Raw genomic sequence first — 20102 nt, 5'->3', positions numbered from 1 at the left:
GAGGCCGGTGAGCCAGGTCGTGCCGGTCGTGGCCCCGGGCGAGGTCAGGGCTGGTTCGCGGGCCGCGCCCGGTTCCCGCACGCGGCCGGGCGGGCGGTGGGCGCCACCCGGCGGTCCACCGCCCAGACCGCGAACGCGCAGGCGGCGAAGGCCGCGCCGAGGACGCTGGAGCCGATCCAGCCGGCGGCGGCGAACACGGTGGTCGTGCTGGTGGCGCCGAGGGCGGAGCCGAGCGAGTAGAAGATCATGTAGCCGCCGATGGCGCTGCTGGTGCGGTGCGGGTGGGCCGTGGTGAGCAGGTGCTGGTTGCTCACGTGCACGGCCTGCACGGCGAAGTCGAGCACGACCACGCCGAGCACGACCGGCCACAGCGGCCCCGAGGTGTGCCCGATGGCCAGCCACGAGACGGCCAGCAGCGCGAGCGAGGCGCCCGTGACGGTGCTCGCCCGCCCCGCGTCGGCCCAGCGTCCCGCCCGGGCCGCGCCGAGCGCGCCGATGAGGCCGGCGAGACCGAACAGGCCGATCTGCGCGGTGCTCAGCTGCCACGGCGCGGCCGCGAGCGGCAGTGCCAGGCCGCTCCACAGCGTGCCGAAGGAGGCGAACAGGAAGAACGCGATCAGCCCGCGCGAGAGGAACAGCCGCTCACCGGCCAGGCCGGCCAGTGAGGTCAGCACCTGTCGGTACGCGGGCCTGTCGGTGCGCGGGTCCGGTGGCAGCGTCCGCAGGACCAGGCACGCCAGCGTCACCAGGAGCACGGCGAGCGCGGCGTACACGCTGCGCCAGCCCCAGGCCGAGGCCAGGGCGCCGGCCGCGACGCGGGCGCCGAGAATGCCGACGACGACACCGGAGGTCACCGCGCCGAGGGTGCGGCCGCGCTGCCCGGGTGTGGACAGGGCCGCGGCGTAGGCGACGGTCGTCTGGACGACGACCGCGAACAGGCCGGCGACGGCCAGCCCCACGAGCAGCACCCAGGTCCGGGGGGCGGTCGCGGCCAGCACCGCTCCCACCGCGGTCAGCAGCAGGTGCCCCGCCAGGAGCGCGCGCCGGTCCAGCATGTCGCCCAACGGGACCAGAACGGCCAGCCCCACCAGGTAGCCGAGCTGGCCCGCCGCGACGACCCAGCCCAGGTGAGCCGCTGCCACGCCCAGGTCGGCGCCGATCTGGGCGAGTACGGGCTGGGCGGCGTAGATGCTCGCGACGGCGACCGCGCAGACCGCGGCGAACACCGTCCTCCGGCCGATGGTCAGGCCCATCCCGCACTCCCCTCGATCAGTAGCAAAATGCAACTGTTTAGACCGTAGGGCAGAATGGTTTCAATCAGCAACTCTTCAGGGAGGCGTGGTGGCGCGAACCGGGACCGCGATCAGTGCCGAGGACCTGACCTGGACCGACCCGACCTGCCCGGTAGCACGAACCCTCGACCTGGTCGGAGACCGCTGGAGCCTGCTCATCGTCCGCGACGCCATGGACGGCGCGCGCGCGTTCACCGACTTCCAGCAGCGCACCGGGATCGCCCGCAACATCCTCACCGACCGGCTCCGCCGCCTGGTCGAGCGCGGCGTCCTCGACCGGCGGACCGCCCCCTCCGGGCGGCGGCAGCTCTACACCCTCACCCCGGCCGGGCGCGACCTGTTCACCGTCATCGTCGCCCTGCGGCAGTGGGGCGAACGCCATGCCTTCGCCCCCGGCGAGACCCACTCCGTCCTCGTCGACGACCACGGCCAGCCGCTGCCTCGGCTCCAGCCGATCGGCTCCGCCGGCACCCTCGCCGACCTCGACACGACCCGCGTGCGCAAGGTGCGCTGACACCGCCGGGCCGGGCGGGCCGCCTACCGGCGGGCAGTGCGCGCGGTGACGGCGACCACCAGGGCGAGGGCGGCCAGCAGCCCGGCCAGGCCGAGCAGGCCGAGGCTGAGGGTGCTGGCGGCGGCCAGGGCGCCCACCAGCAGCGGGCCGCCGGCGTCGCCCAGTTCGCGGCCGACCTCGGCCGCCCCCATCGTCTGCCCGAGCCGCTCGGCCGGGGTGGCGGCGGCCAGGTGCGCGAACCCGATCGGGGTCGCCAGGCCGGTGCCGGCGCCGACGGCGAGCGCGGCCAGCGCGAGACCGGCGACGCCGGGCAGCACGGTGCTGGCCGCCATGCCCGCCGCGGCCAGCGCGAGACCGACCGCCATGCCCGCCGCGTCCCCGATCCGTCCGGCGTCGCGGGCCCGCCCGGCCCAGGGCTGGACCAGCGCGGCGGTAGCGGCCAGCAGGGACACCACCGCCCCGGTGGCCAGCGGGTCGAGCCCGTGCCCGGCGCCGGACACGGGCAGGAACCCGACCCCGACCGCGAGGGCCGCGGTCGCCCCCGCCAGCGTCGCGGTCGGCCGCAGGAAGCCCCCGGCGGCCAGGCGCCGGGCCAGGTCCAGCACGGTCTGCCGGGCCCGGGGCAGCGGCGCCACGGCGGGCACCGCCACCGCGGCCCAGACCGCGACCACCAGCGCGAGCCCCCCGAGCACGCCGAACAGCAGCAGATAGCCGCCGAGCGTGATCAGGACGCCCCCCAGGACGGGACCGAACGCGTGGCCCAGGCCCTTCCAGCCGCCGTAGCCGCCGAACGCGCGGCCGTGCCGCGCCTGCGGGGACAACCGGGCCACCAGCGCGCCCGCCGCCGGGGAGAACGCGGCAGCGGCGGCACCCTGCCCGAGGCGGGCCAGGCCGACCAGCGCGGGGCTGCCGGCGAGCACGAACGCCGCGGACGCGGCGGCGAAGGCCAACAGCCCGCCCAGCAGCACCGGGCGCGGCCCGACGCGGTCGGCCAGCGACCCGAATACCGGCTTGAGGACGACCTCGGCGCCGTCGTAGACCGCCAGCAGCAGCCCCAACGCGAGCAGCGAGGCCGCCGCACCCGCCTGGGTGTAGTCGCCGAGGCTGGCGGCGATGCTGTGCGCGCCGAACGCGGTGACGAACCCCGCCGCGTACAGCGGCAGCAGTCGGCCCAGTGCGGCCGGGGTGGTCTGTGCGGGCGACGCGCTGCTCATCCGGGCCTCCTCCGCCCCGCCACCACGGTGGCGCGGGCGCGGTCGTCGACGTGCGGGTCTGCCCCCGCAGCCGGGTTCACCGGCCTGGTCCTCGCTGTGCTCGGGGGGAGTCGGGAGAGGAGCACGGGGGATCGGGGGGTCACATCTGGTGCAGGGCCTGGAAGACCTGCTCGGTGTAGTCGGCCAGCCGGTCGGCGCAGTGCTGGAGCCGCTGCCCGGCGTCGACCGCGGCGGGCGCGCCGAACACGTCGCGGGCCGTGATGGCGCGGTGCCAGCGGCGCAGCCGTTCCAGGCTCTGCTCTTCCTCCTCCAACTCGGCCAGCGTGAACTTGCGGGTGCGGATCTCCTTGTCGATCTCGGCGTCGAACTTGTCGCAGTCGGCGAGGAACTCGGCCCACTCCTCGGCCCGCTCCGCGGTGAACAGCGCCTCCAGCCGGGCCGCGTCGGGCTGCGCCCGCCCGGCCGCGTCCAGCACCAGCACCTCACCCCCGCCGCGCCGGGCCAGCTCGACCACCCGGGCCACCCCGTCGGCGAACACCGGGGCGTCCGGCACCACCCAGGCACCCTGCCCCAGCGACAGCGCGCCCACCCGCCGCAGTTCCCGCCACACGGCCACCCGGTGCCGGCTGGGGTCGGCCGGCACCCGCACCACCAACACCAGCCACCGGGACGGCGCGCGCTGTTCAGTCACAAGCGGAAATGTAGCAGCGGTTACATCGAGCGGTGTCCGGGTGTCCTCCCCGGCGGCCGGCGCGGCACCGGCGGGAGGATCGCGGTGACCGCTACGGCGTCCACCTGATGGTCGGGTTCACCCCGCCGGTCCAGTTGAAGACGGCCATGTTGTCCCAGCCGTCGCCGCTGTGGGCGATGTCAGCCGGGTCCCAGCCGTTGCCGGGGACCGCGTACCACGTCGGCTCCCAGTAGAAGACGCCGACCGCGCCCGCGTTGCGGGCCGTGTTCTGCACGTGGGCGAAGTGGGTCGCCTGCCCCTGCCAGGTCAGCGGGTAGTCCGCGCAGCCGGAGGTGACGCTGTTGCCGGTGCCGTCCGCGTCGGCCGACGTGAACGGGTAGGCCGTCTCCACCACGAGCACGTCCTTGCCGTAGCGGGACCTCATGTCGGTGATCACCGCGTACAGGGTGGACAGCGGACCGTGCCACATGCAGTAGTACGACAGGCCGGTGATGTCCCAGGCGACGCCCTTGGCCCTGATCCCGTCGTAGAACCAGCGCGCGTGCTCGTCGCTGTCGGCGTTGGCGGTGTGGATGACCACCTTGGTGGCGCTGTCGCAGGCCTTGGTCGCGGTGTAGCCGGCCTTGAGCAGCAGGCTGAGGTTGGTGAAGTCGTTGTTGACGACCTTGCCGTCGTTCCACAGCATGCCGACGTTGATCTCGTTGCCGAGCTGCACGCTGTCCGGCGTGGTGCCCTGGGACTTCAGGCTGGCGCAGACGTCGTAGGTGTAGTCGTGGACGTCCTTCTGCAGCTGGCCGATGCCGTGCGCGGCCCAGGCCGCCGGCTTGGTCTGCCTGCCGGGGTCGGCCCAGGTGTCGGAGTAGTGGAAGTCCAGCAGCAGCTTCAGGCCCCTGGCCTTGACCGTCTTGGCGTAGGCCAGCACCTTGGCCTTGTTGTTGTAGCCGCTGGCCGGGTTGTTCCAGACGCGCAGGCGGACGTAGTTCACGCCGAGGCCGGTGAGGATGTCCAGCGGGTCCCTGGCCGCGCCGGACGCGTCGTAGTACCGGGCCCCGAGGTCCAGGGCGCGCTGGGCGGTGGACACGTCGGCGCCGAGCATGCTCAGCGAGTTCGCGGCCGACGCGGCCGGGGCAGGGGTGAGCAGGGTGGCCGGCAGGGCGACGGCCGCCAGCAGCAGGGCGGCCCGTGCCGGGCGGCCGCGGCCGCGCACGGTCATCCGATCTCCTTCGATCGAGCCGGGACAAGCGCCTGACGTCCGCTGACCGGGACTGGTGCCGCACCCGCGGACCGCGGGTGGAAAGTGCGATCCCGGTTATGAAAGCGCATTCCCGTGATCGGCTCAACCGTGCGGTGCTTGACCTCAAGCGCTTGAACTGTGTTGTGCTGCCGGCATGACAGCGTTCACCATCCACGAGGTGTCCCAGCGCAGCGGGCTGAGCGAGCCGACGCTGCGCTACTACGAGGAGATCGGGCTGGTCGGCCCGGTCGACCGCGACGAGAGCAGCGGGCACCGCCGTTACCGGGCCGAGGACCTCACCGTGCTGGAGGTGCTGGCCTGCCTGCGCGCGGTCGGCGTTGGCATCGGCGACATGCGCACCTACCTGGCCAACCGCACGCGCGGGCGGGCGGCAGCCGCCGAGCAGCGCGATCTGCTGCTGCGGCACGCGGAGCGCGTCGAGGCCGAGATCGCCGCGCAGCGCGCACGGCTGGACTACCTGCGTGAGAAGGCGGCGCTGTGGGACGCCCGGCACCGCGGTGACACCGCCGCGGAGGCCGCGGTGGCGCGACGCCTCGTGGACGTGGTCGCCGGACTGGGGGTGCGGTGATGAGCCGGGTGCTGGTCACCGGTGGGTCCGGCTATCTGGGGACGTGGTTGATCGCGGCGCTGCTGCGCGCGGGGCGCCCGGTGCGCGCCACGGTCCGCTCGACGGCCGGCGAGGCCGACCTGCGCGCGGCGGTGCGCCGGGGCGGCGCCGACGACGCCGGCCTGGAGGTGGTCGCCGCGGATCTGACGGCCGATGCGGGGTGGCCCGCCGCGGTGGCCGGGTGCGTGGAGGTCCACCACGTGGCCTCGCCCATCCCGGCCACCCAGCCCGCGGACCCCGACGAGCTGATCGTGCCGGCACGTGAGGGCGCGCTGCGGGTGGTGCGGGCCGCGCGCGAGGCGGGCGCTCGGCGGGTGGTGCTCACCTCGTCGTTCGCCGCGGTGGGCTACACGCCCAAGCCGGGGGCGGAGTTCACCGAGGCCGACTGGACGGACCCGGACACACCGGGCTTGGCGCCCTACCCGCGCTCCAAGGCCATCGCCGAGCGGGCCGCGTGGGACCTGGTGGAGCGCGAGGGCGGCGGCATCGAGCTGGTCGTGGTCAACCCGACGTTCATCCTCGGGCCCGCCCTCACGACCAGCCCGCGCTCCTCGATCCAGCTGATCACGGCGATGCTGGACGGGACGATGAGCGTCCTGCCCCGCCAGCGCTTCGGTGTCGTGGACGTGCGCGACGTGGTCGACCTGCACCTGCGTGCCATGGCCGCGCCTCACGCCGCGGGCAAGCGCTTCCTGGCCGTCGCCGACGGTCCGACCACCAGCTTCCAGGAGCTGGCGGGGACCCTGCGCCGGCTGCTGGGCCCGCTCGCCGCCCGGGTGCCCACCCGGCTGGCGCCGGGGGAGGATCCGCCGCGACTGGTCATCCACAACGACCGGGCTCGCGACGAACTCGGCTGGCGGCCCCGCGACACCGAGACCACGCTCGCGCAGACAGTGCAGAGCCTGCGCGAGCACGGCCTGCTCCAGACGACCCGCTGACGGGGCCTGCTACGGGGGCGCGACGCCGCGACAGCGCTGGTCGGGCTGCACGGTGCCCGCCCGCGCCCGGCGTGCCGCAGACGTCACCAGGGCAGGGGACCGGTGACGTCGAAGTAGCCGCCGGTGGGGCCGTCCGGGCCGATCTGCGCCATGCGGACGATGATCTCGGCGCCCTCCTCGACGGTCTGCGTGCCCCGGTGCCCGTTCAGGTCCGTCGCGGTGTAACCCGGTTCCACCGCGTTGATCCGCATGTTCGGGAACGCCTTCGCGTACTGCACCGTGACCATGTTGACCGCGGCCTTGGAGGCGGGATAGGCCAGTCCCGGGTAGGCGTAGGTCGGCGTGTCCGGGGTGCTGACCAGGGTCTTGGAGGCCAGGCCGCTGCTGACGTTCACCACGACCGGGGCCGGGGAACGGAGCAGCAGCGGCAGGAACGCGTGGGTGACCCGCACCATGCCGAAGACGTTGGTCTCGAACAGCGGCCGCAGCGTGTCGACGGTCGTCTCCGCGGTGGGGACCACGGTCCCCTCGATGCCCGCGTTGTTGACCAGCACGTCCAGTCCGCCGTCGGCCTCGATGGCCTTCACCGCGGCGGCCACGGACGCGTCGTCGGTGACGTCGAGGATGACCAGTCGGGCGCCCAGCCGGTCGGCGGCGCGGCGCCCGCGGTCGGCGTCCCTGCTGCCCACGTAGACGGTGTGGCCGGCCGCGACGAGTCGGCGGGCGGTCTCGAAGCCCAGTCCCTTGTTCGCTCCGGTGATCAGTGTCGTTGTCATGCGCCCAGCCTCGGCCGCGTCCCGGTGACCAGCCAGTGGCCTTGTCTTCCTGGGACTGCGGGTACCAGGACGACGCCCCGCCGCCCCGGGGACACTGGGGGCATGACGGCCAGTGAACTCGGGCAGGCGCTGCGGCGCTGGCGCGACCGCGTCTCGCCGGAGACCGTCGGGCTGCCCGCCGGTGGACACCGGCGCGCGGCAGGGCTCCGCCGGGAGGAGGTGGCCCTGCTGGCCGGGGTGTCCGTGGACTACCTCACCCGCCTGGAGCAGGGTCGGGCCACGAATCCGTCGGCGCAGGTCATCGAGGCGCTGGCGCGGGCGCTGCGGCTGTCGGCGGCCGAGCGCGCGCACCTGTTCGAGGTGGCGGGACAGGCACCGCCGGGGTCGCAGACCGTGCCCGGCCACATCCCCCCGAGCGTGCAGCGGCTGCTGGACCGGCTGGTCGGCACTCCCGTGGGGGTCTACGACGCGGCGTGGACGCTGCTGCTGGCCAATCCGCTGTACGCGGCGCTGATGGGCGACCCGTCGGGGTGGCGCGGGCTCGAACGCAACGCGGTGTGGCGCAACCTGCTCGGCTCGGGCAGCCGGGTCCGGCACACGCCGCAGCAGCGACGCGAGTTCGAGGCCGCCCTCGTCGCCGACCTGCGCGCGACCGCCAGCCGGTACCCGGCCGACGCGCACCTGCGGCACCTGATCGCGCAGTTGCGCGCGCACAGCGCCCGGTTCGTCGAGCTGTGGGACACCGGCGCGGTCGGCCGGCACGAGACCGCCCACAAGATCATCGACCACCCGCAGGTGGGCGAACTGACCCTGGACTGCGACGTGCTCACGGTGACCGGCAGCGACCTGCGGATCATGGTCTACACGGCCGAGCCGGGCACCGATGACGCCGAGCGGCTGGCACTGCTCGGCGTCATCGGGACCCAGAACCTCGTGGGCTAGCCCCGGCCAGTTCAACCCGGCCAGCCACGTCCTGGCGGTGTCCGGTCACGACCCCTCGGCGCGCGCTCCACACCGCCGAGGTCGGCCGTGCCGAACCGCTGGCGAGGCCGCACGCCGAGCCGGGGGAGCAGCCGAGGGGGCCCGCGTCGGCACGGGCGCGGGACCGCGCGATCCGCGGGCGCTGGTCGCGGTCGCGCCTCACCGAGAGGGCTTCACCAGCCACAGGCCGGTGACCGCGGCACCGACCAGGGTGACGGCACCGGCGGCGAGGAAGGCGCTGGTGAGGCCGGCCTCGAAGGACGCACCAGCGCTTTCCCGGGTGCGCACGATGGCGCCGAGCACGGCCACGCCGAGCACCGCGCCGATCTGCCGGGTGGTGCTGCTGATCCCCGACGCCAGGCCGCCCTCCTGCGGGCTGACCGCCTGGATGGCGGCCCCGGTCAGCGGGGACATGGTCAGGGCGAAACCGATGCCGACGACCGCCAGCCGCCACCACACGTTGCCGTAGCCGGTGTCCGCGTGCACCAGGCCCAACGCCAGCAGCCCCAGCCCGGCCAGGGCCAGGCCGGCGGTGACCACGATCCGGAAGCCGTACCTGGCGGCGAGCCGGCCGGCGTACGGGCTGACGACCACCATGGCCAGGGTGGCGGGCAGCGTCTTCAGGCCGGCACCCAGGATCGTGCTGCCCTGGACGTAGACGAAGAACTGGGAGAAGAAGAACGACGAGCCCATGAGCGCGAACCCCACCACGACCATGGCCGTGTTGGACACGGTGAACAGGCGCTGCCGGAACAGCCGCGGCGGCAGCATCGGCGCCGGCCGACGTGCTTCGACCGCGACGAACGCGGCGAGGATCACCACCGCGGCGGCGAAGCTGCCCAGGATCACCGGCGAGGTCCAGCCGCGGGAGCCGCCCTCGATCAGCCCGTAGGTCAGCGCCCCCACGCCCAGGACCGACAGCACCGTTCCCGGGACGTCGATGGCGGGCGCGGCGGGATTGCGCGACTCGTCCAGCACGCGCAGTGCGACCAGCAGCAGGACCACCCCGATGGGCACGTTGACCAGGAAGATGGCCGGCCAGCCGAAGGCGTCCACCAGGACGCCGCCGGCCAGCGGTCCGGCGGCCAGGCCGATGCCGCTGAACCCGGCCCACAGCCCGATCGCCTTGACCCGCTCCTGCGCAACGGGGTGCGCGGCGGAGAGCAGGGCCAGCGAGGCGGGGCTCAGCGCCGCGGCGCCGATGCCCTGCAGCACCCGTCCGATGATCAGCCACCCGATCGAGGACGCCGCGGAGCACAGCGCGGACGCGAGGGTGAACACCACGACGCCGGCCAGGAACACCCGTCTGCGGCCGAAGCGGTCGGCGAAGACGCCACCGGACAGCAACAGCATGGCGACCAGCAGCACGTAGGCGTCGACGATCCACTGCAGGCCGGTCAACTGGGTGTGCAGCCGCTGCTGCATGTCGGGCAGTGCCGCGCCGACGATGGTGCTGTCGAGCAGCACCATGAACTGCCCCAGGCAGGTCACGGTGAGCAGGGCGGCCCGGCTCGACCGCATGCCCACGGCTGCGGGTGGGCCGGCCTTCGTCGCAGCATCGTGTGTGGTCAACGCCGTTCCTCCTCGATCAGGGTGTCCATGCCCGAGAGAAGTTAGTTCGAGAAACCCGAAATGTCGAACGTTTTGGCATGATGGCGGCATGCGGCAACTCCCCGAGCCCGCGCGCGAGTCACTGCGGCTCGCGTCGGTGCTGCACGCGCTCGGTGACCCAATACGTCTGGAGCTGGCGCGGCGCGCCCGGGAGACTCCCGAGTCGACCTGTTCGGCACTTGCCGACGGGTTGGACGTGCCGATGTCCACCCTGAGCAACCACTGGCGGATCATGCGCGAGGCCGGGCTGATCAGCATGACCGTCGACGGCCGCCACCGGCGGATCCGCCTGCGCGCCGAGGATCTGCGCGACCGCTTCCCGGACCTGCTCGATCCGATCCTGCGGCTGGCCGAGGCCGAGGCGCCGACCAGCGGCACGCGGTGAACGTCAGTGGATGTGGGAGCCGCCGTTGACGTCGTAGGTGGCCCCGGTGATGTAGCCGGACTGGGGGCGGCAGAGGAACTCGATGACCTGGGCGACGTCGTCGACGACGCCGAGCCGGCCGGTGGGGATCTCCGCGGCCATCGCCGCCTTGCGCTCGGGGGCGAGCCGGCCCGCGGTGATGTCGGTGTCGACCAGGCCGGGCGCGACGGCGTTCACGGTGACCCCGTGCGGCCCGAGTTCCCGGGCCAGCGCCCGGGAGAAGCCCAGCAGCGCGGCCTTGGCCGCCGAGTAGGCCACGCCGCCGAAGACACCGCCCCCGCGTTCGGCCGAGACCGAGGACAGGTTGACGACGCGCCCGAAGCCGCGGTCGACCATGCCGGGAACCACGCGCTTGGTCATCAGGTAGCTGCCGCGCACGTTGACCTCGAAGATGCGGTCCCACTCGGCGTCGGACACCTCCAGGAACCGGGTGGGCGAGGTGATCCCCGCGTTGTTGACCAGGGCACCGATCGGCGCCAGCGCGGCTTCCACCGCGGCCACCGCGGCGTGCACACCGGCCCGGTCGGTGACATCGCAGCCCACCCCGACGGCCGGCACGCCGTGGCGGTCGGCCACCTCGGCGGCGGCGTCCTCGGCCCCCGTCCCGTCGATGTCCAGCACCGCGATCTGCCAGCCGGTCCCGGCCAGCGCGTGGGCGGTGGCCCGGCCGATTCCGCGCCGCGACCCGGCTCCGGTGATGACGGCGGTGCGCGCTGTGGTCATGGCCGGCCCTCCCCACGCAGGCCCGCACTCCCGCGGGACCCGTGCGGTGATCGTGGCGCCGGACCGGCCCACCCCGCAAGGCCGTCGAGGCGGCGGCTGGCGGAAGGCCGTTCGGCGGGCGGGCCGCCGCCCTGGTCAACGCCTGCTCAGGGCGTACGGGACGGCCGCCGACGCGGGGCTGTGGCACCGACCGCGTGCTCGCACAGCGGCCCCACGGACAGCCCCCGCCGCCGGCACAGGTCGAGCACGCCGGGCAGCGCGGCCACGGTGGCGCGCCACGCGCCCGGGGCGGCGCTGGCATCGCCGTCGTGCAGCAGGACGGTGCCGCCGCCGACCAGCTGGCGGGTGACCGCGGCCAGCACCGACGACCCGGTGGCCCGGCTGGTCCAGTCCACCCCCCAACTGGTCCACAACACCGGCCGCAGGCCCAGCAGCGCGGCCACGCCCAGCGACGCGCCGGTGAACACCCCGTAGGGGGCGCGGAACCAGCGGGGCCGCTGGCCGGTGACCTCGGTGATGGTCTCGCCGCCCCGGGCCAGGTCGCGGTAGGTCGCGGCCGGTCCCTGCCGGAGCAGGCAGCGGTGCGTCCACCCGTGCAGCGCGATCTCGTGACCGGCCGCGGTGATGTCACGGCCCAGACCGGGGTGGGCGGCCAGTTTGCTGCCCAGCACGAAGAAGGTGGCCCGCACCCGGTGCTGGTCCAGCAGCCGCAGGTAGGCGGGCGTGGAGCCCGGGTGCGGGCCGTCGTCGAAGGTCAGCGCCACGTGTCCGGGGGTGCCGATGCCGGCCAGGGCCGGCAGCACCGACATCCGCACCGGGCGCAGCGACACGGCGACGGGCAGCAGGTGCGCCAGCGCGGCGGACAGCCCGGCCACGGCCACGGCACCGCGCGTCCGACTCATCGGGCTCATCGGGCCACCCGGGGCGGCCGGGCGCGCCCGACCCGCACCCGGCCGCGCACCCCACGCCCACCCCGGTCAGCCGGCTGTGACCGGGCCAGCCGCTGGATCAGCTCGGCGGGGTCCGTGGTGGCCGAGCCGTGGCCGTCCACCACCCCACCGACGGAGAACGCGCTGGTCAGGGCGTGGGCAAGGGTCGAGGGGGTGCGGACCCAGCGGACCAGGCCGGTCCGGTCCAGCACGGCGGCGTTGGCGCGGCCGTGCCCGGGCAGGCAGCGGTAGGTGATGACCGGGACCCCACTGGCCAGCGCCTCGCCCGCGGTCAGCCCACCCGCGTTCTGCACGACCACGTCACAGGCGCGCATCAGCTCCGGCATGTTGTCGACCCACCCGAACACGTCACCGTGGCCGGCCCGCGCCAGGCGCCGCCGCAGCTCCTCGTTGTGCCCGCACACCACCACCGGGCGGGCGGCCCTGCTGGCCGCCACGTCCCTGGCGATCTGTTCCACCGCACCCACCGCCCAGGACCCGCACAGCACCAGGGCCAGCCGCTGGTCGTGGGGCAACCGGAACAGCGCCCGCGCGCGGCGCCGCTCGCCCTGGGCCCGGGCCGGCCGAAACCCCGGGGCGATGGCCTGCGCCGCGACCTCGACCCGGCGGGCACCCAGCCGCGCCGCCTGCTCCGCGGCGATCTTGTTCGGCGCGATGGTCAGGTCCGCGCGGCGGGTCACGGCCATCCGGTGCACCGAGGGGTCGGTCAGGTACTCCACGAACGGCGCGGTGAGCCGGCCGCGCCGGCGGAGCGCGGCCAGGCAGTGGCTGGCCGCGGGATGCGTGGAGACCACCAGGTCCACCTCGGACCCGAGTGCCCGGGCCAGCCGCCGACCGACCAGAGCGGACAGCCCGGCGGCCAGCCGGGCCGCCGGGCGCCAGCCGAGCACCCGCAGCAGCCACCCGTAACTGCGCGGCGCCACCTGGAGCTGGTACCGGTAGCCGCGGCTCACCAGCTGTCCGAGCCGGCCGGGCAGCAGCGTCAGGTAGTCGTGGCAGCGCACGGCACAGCCGCGCCGACGCAGCCGCCGGGCCAGTTCCCGGGCTGCGCCGTCATGCCCCGCCCCGATCCCGGCGGACACGATCCGGATCCGCTGCATCCCACCCAGCGTCCCCCGGTTCGAGCCAGACCGCGCGGCGAGCCGCACCGCGCCGGGGACCGGCTCGCCGGCCTCGATCCCAGCCGGACCCAGCGGGCGAGCAGCGCATCCCGGGGTGATGGGACGCGACCGCCGGCGCGCGGGGTCAGTTCGACACCGCCCGGGGCGGCCCGGACGGCTCAGCCGCATCGCCCCTGCCGGCCACGCCGTCGGCGAGGGCCTCCAGTTCCGCGACCGCACGGTCGGTGGCCGTCTCGGCGGCGATCGCGGCCGCCAGCCGCCGCGCCGCGCCCTGGTAGGACGAATCGCGCAGGACCCGGGTGACGGCGCGGGCGATCGCCCCGGGTGGGGCGCTGCTGCGCACGGTGAGCCCGGCGCCGGCGAACTCGACGCGCCGGGCCACCTCGCGCTGATCCCGCCCCAACGGCACGCACACCAGCGGCACGCCCTCGGCCAGGGATTTCACCGCCGTCCCGTGGCCGGCGTGGGTGATCGTCACCGCCGCGTGGCGCAGCGCGGCGCGGTGCGGGGCGACCGCGGTGACCAGGACGTTGCCGGGCGCGCGGATGGTCGCCGGGGCCACGGCCGGGCCGGTGGTCAGCAGCCCGCGCACCGGCAGCGTGCCCAGCGCCGCGGCGATGCGCTCCAGCACCGCGCGCTGGCCCATGAACGTCGAACTCAGGCTGACCAGCACCAGCGGCGCGTCCCCCGAGGGCAGCTCCAGGCGCCCGGCCCAGGCGGGGTCGTCGAGCCGCGGCCCGACGTGGCGGACGTGGGCCGGGAAGCGCCGGCTGGGGTAGTCCAGCGCGCGGGGGGACAGCACGAGGAACCGGTCGACGCGGCCGAACGCGTCCATGACCGAGCCCACCGGTGCCAGGCCGTGCGCGCGGCGGGCGGCGTTGAGCGCCGGCAGCCCCTTGGCCCACGGCGCGGTGGTCAGCTCGGTCAGGACGCGGTCGCGCAGTCGCCCCGCCGCGCCGGTGGCGGGTCTGAGTCCCGGGCCGAACGGGGGTGCTCCCGGGGTGGGGAACGGGTAGAGGGTGGTTCCCAGCGCGGCCACCGGGATCCCGGCGGCTTCGCCCGCCGTGAGCGTGCCGAGCAGCGAGAAGTCGGCGACCAGCACGTCGGCCGGACGGGCGCGCAGCTCGGCCAGGGTGTCCCGGGCGAAGTCGGCCGCGGGGCCGCAGACCAGGCGGTCCCGCAGCCGCGCGAACGCGCCCATCGGCGTGCGGGCCTGGAAGTCCTGGAGCAGGTCGGTGGCCGGATCGGTGGTGTCGCCCTGTGGCGCCGTGGTCCAGGCGATCGGCTCCGCGCCGCTGGCCGCGACCTCGTCGTGCAGCGACCTGTCGGCCAGCACCCGGACACCGTGCCCCCGCTCGCGCAGGGCGCGGGCGACCGACAGGGTGGGCGGCACGGCTCCGCCGCCGGACCAGGTGGCGAACAGGAAAGCCCTACTCATGGTTCCTCTTCCGCGGGTCGATCGAGGTCAACAGGTCACGCATGGCGCGTTCGGCGTCCGCGCGCGTCAGGCCGAGGTCGCGCCGCCACAGCTTCCAGAGGGCGACGTCGGTGGCGGCGTAGTGCAGGTTCAGCGCGTGCTCGCGGGCCGGGCCCGGGGCTGGCAGGCGGTCGGCGAAGACCCGGTCCAGCCACGCGCGGTGCTGGCCGCGCGCGTGAGCGGCGGCCCGGGCCGCCGCCGGGACCCGGTCGATCTGCGCGATCCAGAGCACGGTGGCGTCGCCGTGCCGCTCGTAGTCGTCGAACAGGGTGGCCACGATCGCCGCGACATCACCGGTCGGCGCCTGGCGGTTGACCGCCGCTTGCGACGCCAGCCTGTCGGCGACGGCGTCGGCCAGCCCGTCCTTGCCGCCGAAGTGGTTGACGACCGTCTGCACCGACACGCCCGCTTCCTCGGCGATGTGCTGCAGCGTGACGTCGTCGTACCAGCGCCGCGCCCACAGCGTGGCCGCCGCCTCCAGCACGCGGGCCCGCGTGGCCTCGATGGCGGCGGCGCGGGCACCCATGCGGTACGAACGCCTGGCCCCACTTTCCATGGAGTCATGCTTATATTCAATTGAGTCGCGGGTCAAGCAAAAGTTGGTCTGTTCCCGACCTGCCCCCAGACCCGTGGTGCCGCGGCAGCGGTCCCCGCGTCCGGTTCAATGGCGCTGTGGTTGACCCGAGGCTCGCCGACCTGCTCCCGCTGCTCCCGCCCGTGGCCCACCCGGGCCGGCAGTGGGTTCCGGTCCCGGCGGGCGAGTCCGGGGCGGCGGTGTGGCGCCGCGACGACGGTGGCGCGTTCGCCAAGTGCGTGACCGCGGCGGACGTGGACGCGCTGCGCGGCGAACGCGACCGCGTCCAGTGGCTGGCCGGCACCGGCGTACCCGGCCCGGCCGTCCTGGACTGGTCGGCCTCGCCGCGGGGTGCCTGCCTGGTCACCACGGCCGTGCCCGGGGTGGCGGCCAGCGAACTGCCCTCCCGTGCCCTGCTGGCGGCGTGGCCGTCGATGGTGCGCGTGCTGCGCCGGCTGCACGCGCTGCCCGTGGCGCACTGCCCGTTCGAGCGCCGGCTCTCGTCGATGTTCCGGCTCGCCGAGGACGTGGTCGGCCGGGGCGCGGTGAACCCGGACTTCCTGACCTCGCAGCAGCGGGGCGTGCCCCCCACCACCCTGCTGGAGACCCTGCGCGCGGAGCGCGCCCAGCGGCAGGCCCAGGAAGAGGCCGACCTGGTGGTGTGCCACGGGGACGCCTGCCTGCCCAACTTCCTGGTCGACCCCGACACCCTGGAGTGCACCGGCCTCATCGACCTCGGCCGCCTGGGCGTCGCCGACCGGCACGCCGACCTGGCCCTGCTGCGGGCCAACGCCCGCCAGCGGTGGGACGGCGACGACGAGGCCCGGGCGGAGCAGATCCTCGCCGAGGCCTACGGCGCCGACCGCATCGACGCCGCACGGCTGCGGTTCTACCTGCACCTCGACCCGCTGACCTGGTCGTGACGCGGCTGTCCGCGACTCAGGCCGGCGCGTCCAGGCGGGCCAGCACCTCCTCGTCCAGCGTCAGCTCGGTCGCCGCCAGGCACTCCTCCACCTGCGCCACCGTGCTGACTCCCACCACCGGCAGCACCGGCGGGTCACCGGCCAGCAGCCAGGCCAGGACCACCTGGTTGGGGGTCGCCCCCAACTCGGCGGCCACCGCGCGCAGCACGGCCAGCCGACGGGTGGTCCCCGGGTGGTCGTAGTGCTCGGGCAGCGGCTTGTCCGCGCGGGTGTAGGCACCGAACAGCAGCGACGAGTAGGCGAGCAGGGTCAGGTCCGGCTCGTGCCGCGCGTAGTCGAGCAGCTCGTCGCTGATCAGCGTGTGCCCGGCCTCCGGCAGCCGCACACCGGGCCGGGGCCGCAGGTAGCTGTGGCGCTGCTGCACGCAGGTGTAGGCCGGCCAGCCGTGCGCGCGAGCCAGGCCGCGGGCCCGCTCCAGCCGCCACAGCGCGTGGTTGCTGCACCCCAGCACGGCGATGCGCTGCCGGTCGACGAGGTCGGCGAAGGCCCCCAGGGTCTCGGTCAACGGCACGGAGCGGTCCTCGATGTGCGCGTAGCACACGTCCAACCGGTCCACCCCCAGCCGGCGCAGGCTCGCCTCGACCGCGGTGCGCACCGCCGGGGCCGACAAGCCCTCGGCGTCGGACAGGTCCCCGCCCGCCCGTCGGGGCCGGGCACCGATCTTGGTCGCCACCACCATCTCGTCGCGGGCGCCCCGGCTGGCCAGCCACCGGCCGACCACGGTCTCGCTCTCGTCCCCGGTGCCCGCCCAGAACACGTAGTTGTTGGCGGTGTCCAGGAAGGTGCCGCCAGCCTCCCGGAACCGGTCGAGGATCGCGAAGGAGGTGCGCTCGTCCACTGTGGATCCGAAGGGCAGTGTGCCGAGGCAGAGCGCACTCACCGCTGGTCCCGACGCGCCACCGAGGTGGACCGCACGCATCTGGCATCTCCTTCCACAGCCGCGTCAGGTCGTGGTCGTGGGGCGGCTGTGGCGCAGACCCTGCCAGCTGGAGCGCGCACCAGGTCAAGATCAGGACGTGGCGCGCGCGTTCCGCCGGCCGGGCCGTCGGCTCACCCGAGCAGGGCGTGCGCGAGTGCGGCGCCCGCCCCGGCCGCGCCCAGTCCCGCGCTCACGCTGACCACGACGTTGGCCGCGCCCAGCAGCCAGGCGCCGTCCTGGGCCAGGCGCAGCGTCTCGTAGGAGAAGGTCGAGTAGGTGGTCAGCGCGCCGCAGAAGCCGGTGCCGATGAGCAGTTGCGCCTCGGGCGCGGCCGCGGTCGCGGCGAGCGCGCCCAGGACGGCCGAGCCGACGAGGTTCACGACCAGCGTGCCCCACGGGAACACCGTGTCGTGGCGGGACTGGACCAACCGGTCGGTCAGGTAGCGCAACGGCGCCCCCACCATCGCCCCGACCACCACCAGCAGCCAGTCCATCACGCCTCCGCCGAGCGGGTGTAGCGCAGGGTCCGCACCTCGTCCAGGACCACCAGCCCCTCGCTGACCAGCTCGTCCAGCTGCGGCAGGAACGCCCGCACCCGGTCCGGCTCGTCCACGATGACGATGGCCACCGGCAGGTTCTCGGTCAGCGACAGCAGCCGGCTGGTGTGGACCTGGTGGGCCGCGCCAAAGCCCTCGATGCCGCGGAACACCGAGGCGCCGGCCAGGCCCGCGGCGTGCGCCCGGTGCACGATCTCGGCGAACAGCGGGCGGTGCTGCCAGAGGTCGTCCTCGCTGACGAAGATCGTCGCCCGCAGCGCCGGGCCGGTCTGCTTCATCGCCGCCTCCTCACGCGCAGGAACAACCGGGTGGCGCCGGCCGCCGCCCACACCGCGGTCAACGCGGTGACCAGCGTCAGGGCGAGATAGCCCAGGGCGAGTCCGGGGCGGCCGGTGGTGATCAGCCGGTGGGCGTCCACGGTGTAGGTGGAGAAGGTGGTGAACCCGCCGAGCACCCCGGTGCCCAGAAACGGGCGGACCAGGCGGTGGACCGCGCCGGCCTCGGTCAGGACCACCATGAGGATCCCGATCAGGCCGCAGCCCACCGCGTTGACCGTGAGGATGGTCCAGGGGAACGCCCCGGCCGGGGTGGGCCAGGCCAGGGTCAGCGCGTACCGCGCCGCGGCGCCGACACCGCCCCCCACCGAGACCGCCGCCAGCACGTCGCCGTGCCCCAGCGCCGTGGCCGCGCTCGCCCGGACCGGCCGCCGGCCCCCGTCGGGCTGGCCGTCCCCCGCGGGCGGGGCCGCCGGGGTGAGCGGGTCCGGGGTGATCGGGTCCGGATCGGCCGCGCTCATCACCACCTCCGAGACCCACCGCGCCGCCGGTGCCCGCCGGGGGCACGCCGTGGTGAGTCTACAGAGGACGCTGGGCGGGCACCGGGTGTTCCGACCGCGCTCACTCCGCCTCGGCGCGGTGGGCGCCGCCGGCCGGGGGAGCGGTGGCGTACACCAGGAACACGCTCTTCGGCCGCTCGCCCGCCACGTCCAGCCGCCGCGCCACGGCGTCGACGAAGCCCGCCTCGGTGGCCACGGCGGCGGCCTGCTGCTCGTCGGCCGGGATGGTCAGGTCGGCGGCGACGAGGTCGGCGAACACCCCGGAGGGCCGGAAGGTGGCCGCCGGGGGCAGGGTGAAGGCCGCCCGGCCGCCGGGGCGCAGCACCCGCAGCCAGTCCCGGACCGCCGCGAGCCCCAGGAAGTGCAGCGAGGACGCGCACAGCACCACGTCGACGCTGGCCCGCCCGACCGGGGCCGGCACCGCGGGCCCGACCCGCCACTGGATCCGTTGCCCGGGGTCGAGGGTGGCCGCCTGCGCGAGCGCCCGGTCGATCATGCGACCGGACAGGTCCACGCCGACAACGCGCTGGGGGCGCAGGTGGCGCAGGGCCGCGAACGCGGCGGCCCCGGTGCCGGTGGCGACGTCGAGCACCGTGCCGGCCGGTGGGTCCTGGGGCAGGCCCGCGACCAGGGCCTGGGCAACGCCGTGGTGGAAGAGGTCGTCGTCGTAGTGCGCGGCCAGGTCGTCGAACAGCGCCGCTGGGCTCGTCGAGTGATCCACCACCGGAGCCTAGAAAGCCCTGGTGTCCGCCACCAAACGAGTTGCGCCCACCCCGCCCGCCGCGGCCGGAAACTCGGTGGCGGCGCGGGCCGGGCGCCGGCCAGGATGGGACGCGTGGACGCGACCTGGGCGATCGACGAGTTGGCGTACGCGGGCCCCGAGCACCTCGATCCCGCGTTCGTCGCCGCCTTCAACCGCAAGCAGGGCAACCCCGATCCCGGCCCGGACCTGGCCGTCCTGCGCGAGCACGGGCTCACCAGCGAGTCGACCGTGGTGGATCTCGGCGCGGGCACCGGGCAGTTCGCGCTGGCCGCCGCGCGCTGCTTCGAGCGGGTCATCGCCGTCGACGTGTCCCCGGCCATGCTGGCCTTCCTGCGGGAGCGCGCCGCCGAGGCCGACCTGCCGGGCCTGCGGTGCGTGCGGGCGGGCTTTCTCAGCTACGAGCACAGCGGTCCGCCCGCCGACGCGGTGTACACCCGCCACGCCCTGCACCAGCTGCCCGACTTCTGGAAGGCCGTGGCGCTCGACCGGATCGCCGGCATGCTGCGGCCCGGCGGGGTGCTGCGGGTCCGCGACCTCATCTACGACTTCCCGCCGGGGCAGGCCGGCGAGGTGTTCGCCGGGTGGCTGGCCAACGCCGTGGACGACCCCGCGCGCGGATACACCCGGCAGGACTACATCGACCACATCCGCACCGAGTACAGCACGTTCCGGTGGCTGTTCGAGCCGATGCTCGCGGCCGCGGGTTTCGAGATCGTCTCGGTCGACTACCACGCCCGCGTGTTCGGCGCCTACACCTGTGTGAAGCGCTGATCCCACCCCGGTCCCCCCTCTCCCGGCCCCGCCCAACGTCCACAGCGGACCGGCGCGGCGCCGGGCCTCGGCGGTCGTGCGGCTAGGTTGGGTCCGGCCCGTGCTCGGGCGAGCACGCCGGGGGCC

Annotated in this window: 23 protein-coding genes; 7 read left to right on the top strand and 16 right to left on the bottom strand. The window is 75.0% G+C overall.

What is annotated here, in order from left to right; translation table 11 throughout:
- Positions 1-44: 44 nt before the first annotated feature.
- Positions 45-1253: an MFS transporter gene (locus tag LX83_RS22740; protein ID WP_253774663.1), complete on the bottom strand. Its 1209-nt coding sequence runs from the start codon at positions 1251-1253 to the stop codon at positions 45-47.
- Between the two features lie 88 nt (positions 1254-1341).
- Between LX83_RS22740 and LX83_RS22735 the strand changes: the two genes are divergently transcribed.
- Positions 1342-1806 (top strand): winged helix-turn-helix transcriptional regulator, encoded by a 465-nt coding sequence (locus LX83_RS22735; RefSeq protein ID WP_253774662.1) that lies wholly within the window; start codon positions 1342-1344, stop codon positions 1804-1806.
- Between the two features lie 23 nt (positions 1807-1829).
- On the opposite strand, the gene LX83_RS22730 is transcribed toward LX83_RS22735, so the two are convergent.
- From LX83_RS22730 to LX83_RS22720, 3 genes are all read right to left on the bottom strand, one after another.
- Positions 1830-3020, bottom strand: a complete 1191-nt coding sequence (locus LX83_RS22730; RefSeq protein ID WP_253774661.1) for an MFS transporter — start codon at positions 3018-3020, stop codon at positions 1830-1832.
- Positions 3021-3159: 139 nt separating this feature from the next.
- Complete coding sequence (locus LX83_RS22725; RefSeq protein ID WP_253774660.1) at positions 3160-3711, bottom strand: Chromate resistance protein ChrB; 552 nt, start codon at positions 3709-3711, stop codon at positions 3160-3162.
- Between the two features lie 91 nt (positions 3712-3802).
- A complete protein-coding gene (locus LX83_RS22720; protein WP_253774659.1) occupies positions 3803-4924 on the bottom strand; it encodes a glycoside hydrolase family 53 protein in 1122 nt (373 codons plus the stop codon).
- A gap of 175 nt (positions 4925-5099) precedes the next feature.
- On the opposite strand from LX83_RS22720, the gene LX83_RS22715 reads away from it, so the two are divergent.
- Both LX83_RS22715 and LX83_RS22710 read left to right on the top strand, forming a co-directional pair.
- A complete protein-coding gene (locus LX83_RS22715) occupies positions 5100-5534 on the top strand; it encodes a MerR family transcriptional regulator (protein ID WP_253774658.1) in 435 nt (144 codons plus the stop codon).
- Positions 5534-6511 carry an NAD-dependent epimerase/dehydratase family protein gene (locus tag LX83_RS22710; RefSeq protein ID WP_253774657.1) on the top strand — a complete coding sequence of 326 codons (978 nt, stop codon included), beginning with the start codon at positions 5534-5536 and terminating at the stop codon, positions 6509-6511. Before LX83_RS22715 ends, LX83_RS22710 begins: the two co-directional genes overlap by 1 nt.
- Positions 6512-6594: 83 nt before the next feature.
- On the opposite strand, the gene LX83_RS22705 is transcribed toward LX83_RS22710, so the two are convergent.
- Positions 6595-7287, bottom strand: coding sequence for an SDR family oxidoreductase (locus tag LX83_RS22705; RefSeq protein ID WP_253774656.1), 693 nt, complete (start codon positions 7285-7287; stop codon positions 6595-6597).
- 102 nt (positions 7288-7389) lie between these two features.
- Here LX83_RS22705 and LX83_RS22700 point away from each other — a divergent pair, with 102 nt between their 5' ends.
- A complete protein-coding gene (locus tag LX83_RS22700) occupies positions 7390-8229 on the top strand; it encodes a helix-turn-helix transcriptional regulator (RefSeq protein ID WP_253774655.1) in 840 nt (279 codons plus the stop codon).
- A 198-nt stretch (positions 8230-8427) separates the two neighbouring features.
- On the opposite strand, the gene LX83_RS22695 is transcribed toward LX83_RS22700, so the two are convergent.
- Positions 8428-9840, bottom strand: coding sequence for a DHA2 family efflux MFS transporter permease subunit (locus LX83_RS22695; protein WP_253774654.1), 1413 nt, complete (start codon positions 9838-9840; stop codon positions 8428-8430).
- An 88-nt stretch (positions 9841-9928) separates the two neighbouring features.
- Between LX83_RS22695 and LX83_RS22690 the strand changes: the two genes are divergently transcribed.
- Positions 9929-10264 carry an ArsR/SmtB family transcription factor gene (locus tag LX83_RS22690; protein ID WP_253774653.1) on the top strand — a complete coding sequence of 112 codons (336 nt, stop codon included), beginning with the start codon at positions 9929-9931 and terminating at the stop codon, positions 10262-10264.
- A gap of 3 nt (positions 10265-10267) precedes the next feature.
- Here LX83_RS22690 and LX83_RS22685 read toward each other — a convergent pair whose 3' ends face one another.
- From LX83_RS22685 to LX83_RS22665, 5 genes are all read right to left on the bottom strand, one after another.
- Positions 10268-11026: an SDR family NAD(P)-dependent oxidoreductase gene (locus tag LX83_RS22685; RefSeq protein WP_253774652.1), complete on the bottom strand. Its 759-nt coding sequence runs from the start codon at positions 11024-11026 to the stop codon at positions 10268-10270.
- Positions 11027-11172: 146 nt separating this feature from the next.
- Positions 11173-11937, bottom strand: coding sequence for a polysaccharide deacetylase family protein (locus LX83_RS22680; RefSeq protein ID WP_253774651.1), 765 nt, complete (start codon positions 11935-11937; stop codon positions 11173-11175).
- Positions 11934-13076 carry a glycosyltransferase gene (locus LX83_RS22675; protein WP_253774650.1) on the bottom strand — a complete coding sequence of 381 codons (1143 nt, stop codon included), beginning with the start codon at positions 13074-13076 and terminating at the stop codon, positions 11934-11936. Before LX83_RS22675 ends, LX83_RS22680 begins: the two co-directional genes overlap by 4 nt.
- Positions 13077-13221: 145 nt before the next feature.
- On the bottom strand, positions 13222-14535 hold the full coding sequence (locus LX83_RS22670) for a glycosyltransferase (protein WP_253774649.1): 1314 nt from the start codon (positions 14533-14535) through the stop codon (positions 13222-13224).
- Positions 14528-15130 (bottom strand): TetR/AcrR family transcriptional regulator, encoded by a 603-nt coding sequence (locus LX83_RS22665; protein ID WP_253774648.1) that lies wholly within the window; start codon positions 15128-15130, stop codon positions 14528-14530. The genes LX83_RS22670 and LX83_RS22665 overlap by 8 nt, the downstream gene beginning before the upstream one ends.
- Positions 15131-15270: 140 nt before the next feature.
- Between LX83_RS22665 and LX83_RS22660 the strand changes: the two genes are divergently transcribed.
- A complete protein-coding gene (locus LX83_RS22660) occupies positions 15271-16071 on the top strand; it encodes an APH(3'') family aminoglycoside O-phosphotransferase (protein WP_253774727.1) in 801 nt (266 codons plus the stop codon).
- A 16-nt stretch (positions 16072-16087) separates the two neighbouring features.
- Here the strand turns inward: LX83_RS22660 and LX83_RS22655 are convergent, their stop codons facing one another.
- The 5 genes from LX83_RS22655 to LX83_RS22635 all read right to left on the bottom strand — a co-directional run bounded on the left by LX83_RS22655 (position 16088) and on the right by LX83_RS22635 (position 19163).
- A complete protein-coding gene (locus tag LX83_RS22655) occupies positions 16088-17050 on the bottom strand; it encodes an aldo/keto reductase (protein ID WP_253774647.1) in 963 nt (320 codons plus the stop codon).
- A gap of 131 nt (positions 17051-17181) precedes the next feature.
- Complete coding sequence (gene crcB, locus LX83_RS22650; protein WP_253774646.1) at positions 17182-17544, bottom strand: fluoride efflux transporter CrcB; 363 nt, start codon at positions 17542-17544, stop codon at positions 17182-17184.
- Positions 17544-17885, bottom strand: coding sequence for a DUF190 domain-containing protein (locus LX83_RS22645; protein ID WP_253774644.1), 342 nt, complete (start codon positions 17883-17885; stop codon positions 17544-17546). The genes crcB and LX83_RS22645 overlap by 1 nt, the downstream gene beginning before the upstream one ends.
- On the bottom strand, positions 17882-18403 hold the full coding sequence (locus tag LX83_RS22640) for a fluoride efflux transporter FluC (RefSeq protein ID WP_253774641.1): 522 nt from the start codon (positions 18401-18403) through the stop codon (positions 17882-17884). Before LX83_RS22640 ends, LX83_RS22645 begins: the two co-directional genes overlap by 4 nt.
- 100 nt (positions 18404-18503) lie before the next feature.
- A complete protein-coding gene (locus LX83_RS22635; protein ID WP_253774639.1) occupies positions 18504-19163 on the bottom strand; it encodes a class I SAM-dependent methyltransferase in 660 nt (219 codons plus the stop codon).
- A 105-nt stretch (positions 19164-19268) separates the two neighbouring features.
- On the opposite strand from LX83_RS22635, the gene LX83_RS22630 reads away from it, so the two are divergent.
- Complete coding sequence (locus LX83_RS22630; RefSeq protein ID WP_253774637.1) at positions 19269-19976, top strand: class I SAM-dependent methyltransferase; 708 nt, start codon at positions 19269-19271, stop codon at positions 19974-19976.
- The last annotated feature ends 126 nt before the right edge of the window (positions 19977-20102 follow it).

Origin of the sequence: Goodfellowiella coeruleoviolacea (assembly GCF_024171785.1) — a bacterium.
Classification (GTDB): Bacteria; Actinomycetota; Actinomycetes; order Mycobacteriales; family Pseudonocardiaceae; genus Goodfellowiella; species Goodfellowiella coeruleoviolacea.
This window is presented reverse-complemented; position numbering and strand designations above follow the sequence as displayed.

Bases quoted from the DNA above. Each gene is read 5' to 3' on its own strand.
- LX83_RS22740 (WP_253774663.1), bottom strand. From the start codon at position 1,253: ATGGGCCTGACCATCGGCCGGAGGACGGTGTTCGCCGCGGTCTGCGCG.
- LX83_RS22730 (WP_253774661.1), bottom strand. From the start codon at position 3,020: ATGAGCAGCGCGTCGCCCGCACAGACCACCCCGGCCGCACTGGGCCGA.
- LX83_RS22720 (WP_253774659.1), bottom strand. From the start codon at position 4,924: ATGACCGTGCGCGGCCGCGGCCGCCCGGCACGGGCCGCCCTGCTGCTG.
- LX83_RS22715 (WP_253774658.1), top strand. From the start codon at position 5,100: ATGACAGCGTTCACCATCCACGAGGTGTCCCAGCGCAGCGGGCTGAGC.
- LX83_RS22710 (WP_253774657.1), top strand. From the start codon at position 5,534: ATGAGCCGGGTGCTGGTCACCGGTGGGTCCGGCTATCTGGGGACGTGG.
- LX83_RS22705 (WP_253774656.1), bottom strand. From the start codon at position 7,287: ATGACAACGACACTGATCACCGGAGCGAACAAGGGACTGGGCTTCGAG.
- LX83_RS22700 (WP_253774655.1), top strand. From the start codon at position 7,390: ATGACGGCCAGTGAACTCGGGCAGGCGCTGCGGCGCTGGCGCGACCGC.
- LX83_RS22690 (WP_253774653.1), top strand. From the start codon at position 9,929: ATGCGGCAACTCCCCGAGCCCGCGCGCGAGTCACTGCGGCTCGCGTCG.
- LX83_RS22685 (WP_253774652.1), bottom strand. From the start codon at position 11,026: ATGACCACAGCGCGCACCGCCGTCATCACCGGAGCCGGGTCGCGGCGC.
- LX83_RS22680 (WP_253774651.1), bottom strand. From the start codon at position 11,937: ATGAGCCCGATGAGTCGGACGCGCGGTGCCGTGGCCGTGGCCGGGCTG.
- LX83_RS22675 (WP_253774650.1), bottom strand. From the start codon at position 13,076: ATGCAGCGGATCCGGATCGTGTCCGCCGGGATCGGGGCGGGGCATGAC.
- LX83_RS22670 (WP_253774649.1), bottom strand. From the start codon at position 14,535: ATGAGTAGGGCTTTCCTGTTCGCCACCTGGTCCGGCGGCGGAGCCGTG.
- LX83_RS22665 (WP_253774648.1), bottom strand. From the start codon at position 15,130: ATGGAAAGTGGGGCCAGGCGTTCGTACCGCATGGGTGCCCGCGCCGCC.
- LX83_RS22655 (WP_253774647.1), bottom strand. From the start codon at position 17,050: ATGCGTGCGGTCCACCTCGGTGGCGCGTCGGGACCAGCGGTGAGTGCG.
- crcB (WP_253774646.1), bottom strand. From the start codon at position 17,544: ATGGACTGGCTGCTGGTGGTGGTCGGGGCGATGGTGGGGGCGCCGTTG.
- LX83_RS22645 (WP_253774644.1), bottom strand. From the start codon at position 17,885: ATGAAGCAGACCGGCCCGGCGCTGCGGGCGACGATCTTCGTCAGCGAG.
- LX83_RS22640 (WP_253774641.1), bottom strand. From the start codon at position 18,403: ATGAGCGCGGCCGATCCGGACCCGATCACCCCGGACCCGCTCACCCCG.
- LX83_RS22630 (WP_253774637.1), top strand. From the start codon at position 19,269: ATGGGACGCGTGGACGCGACCTGGGCGATCGACGAGTTGGCGTACGCG.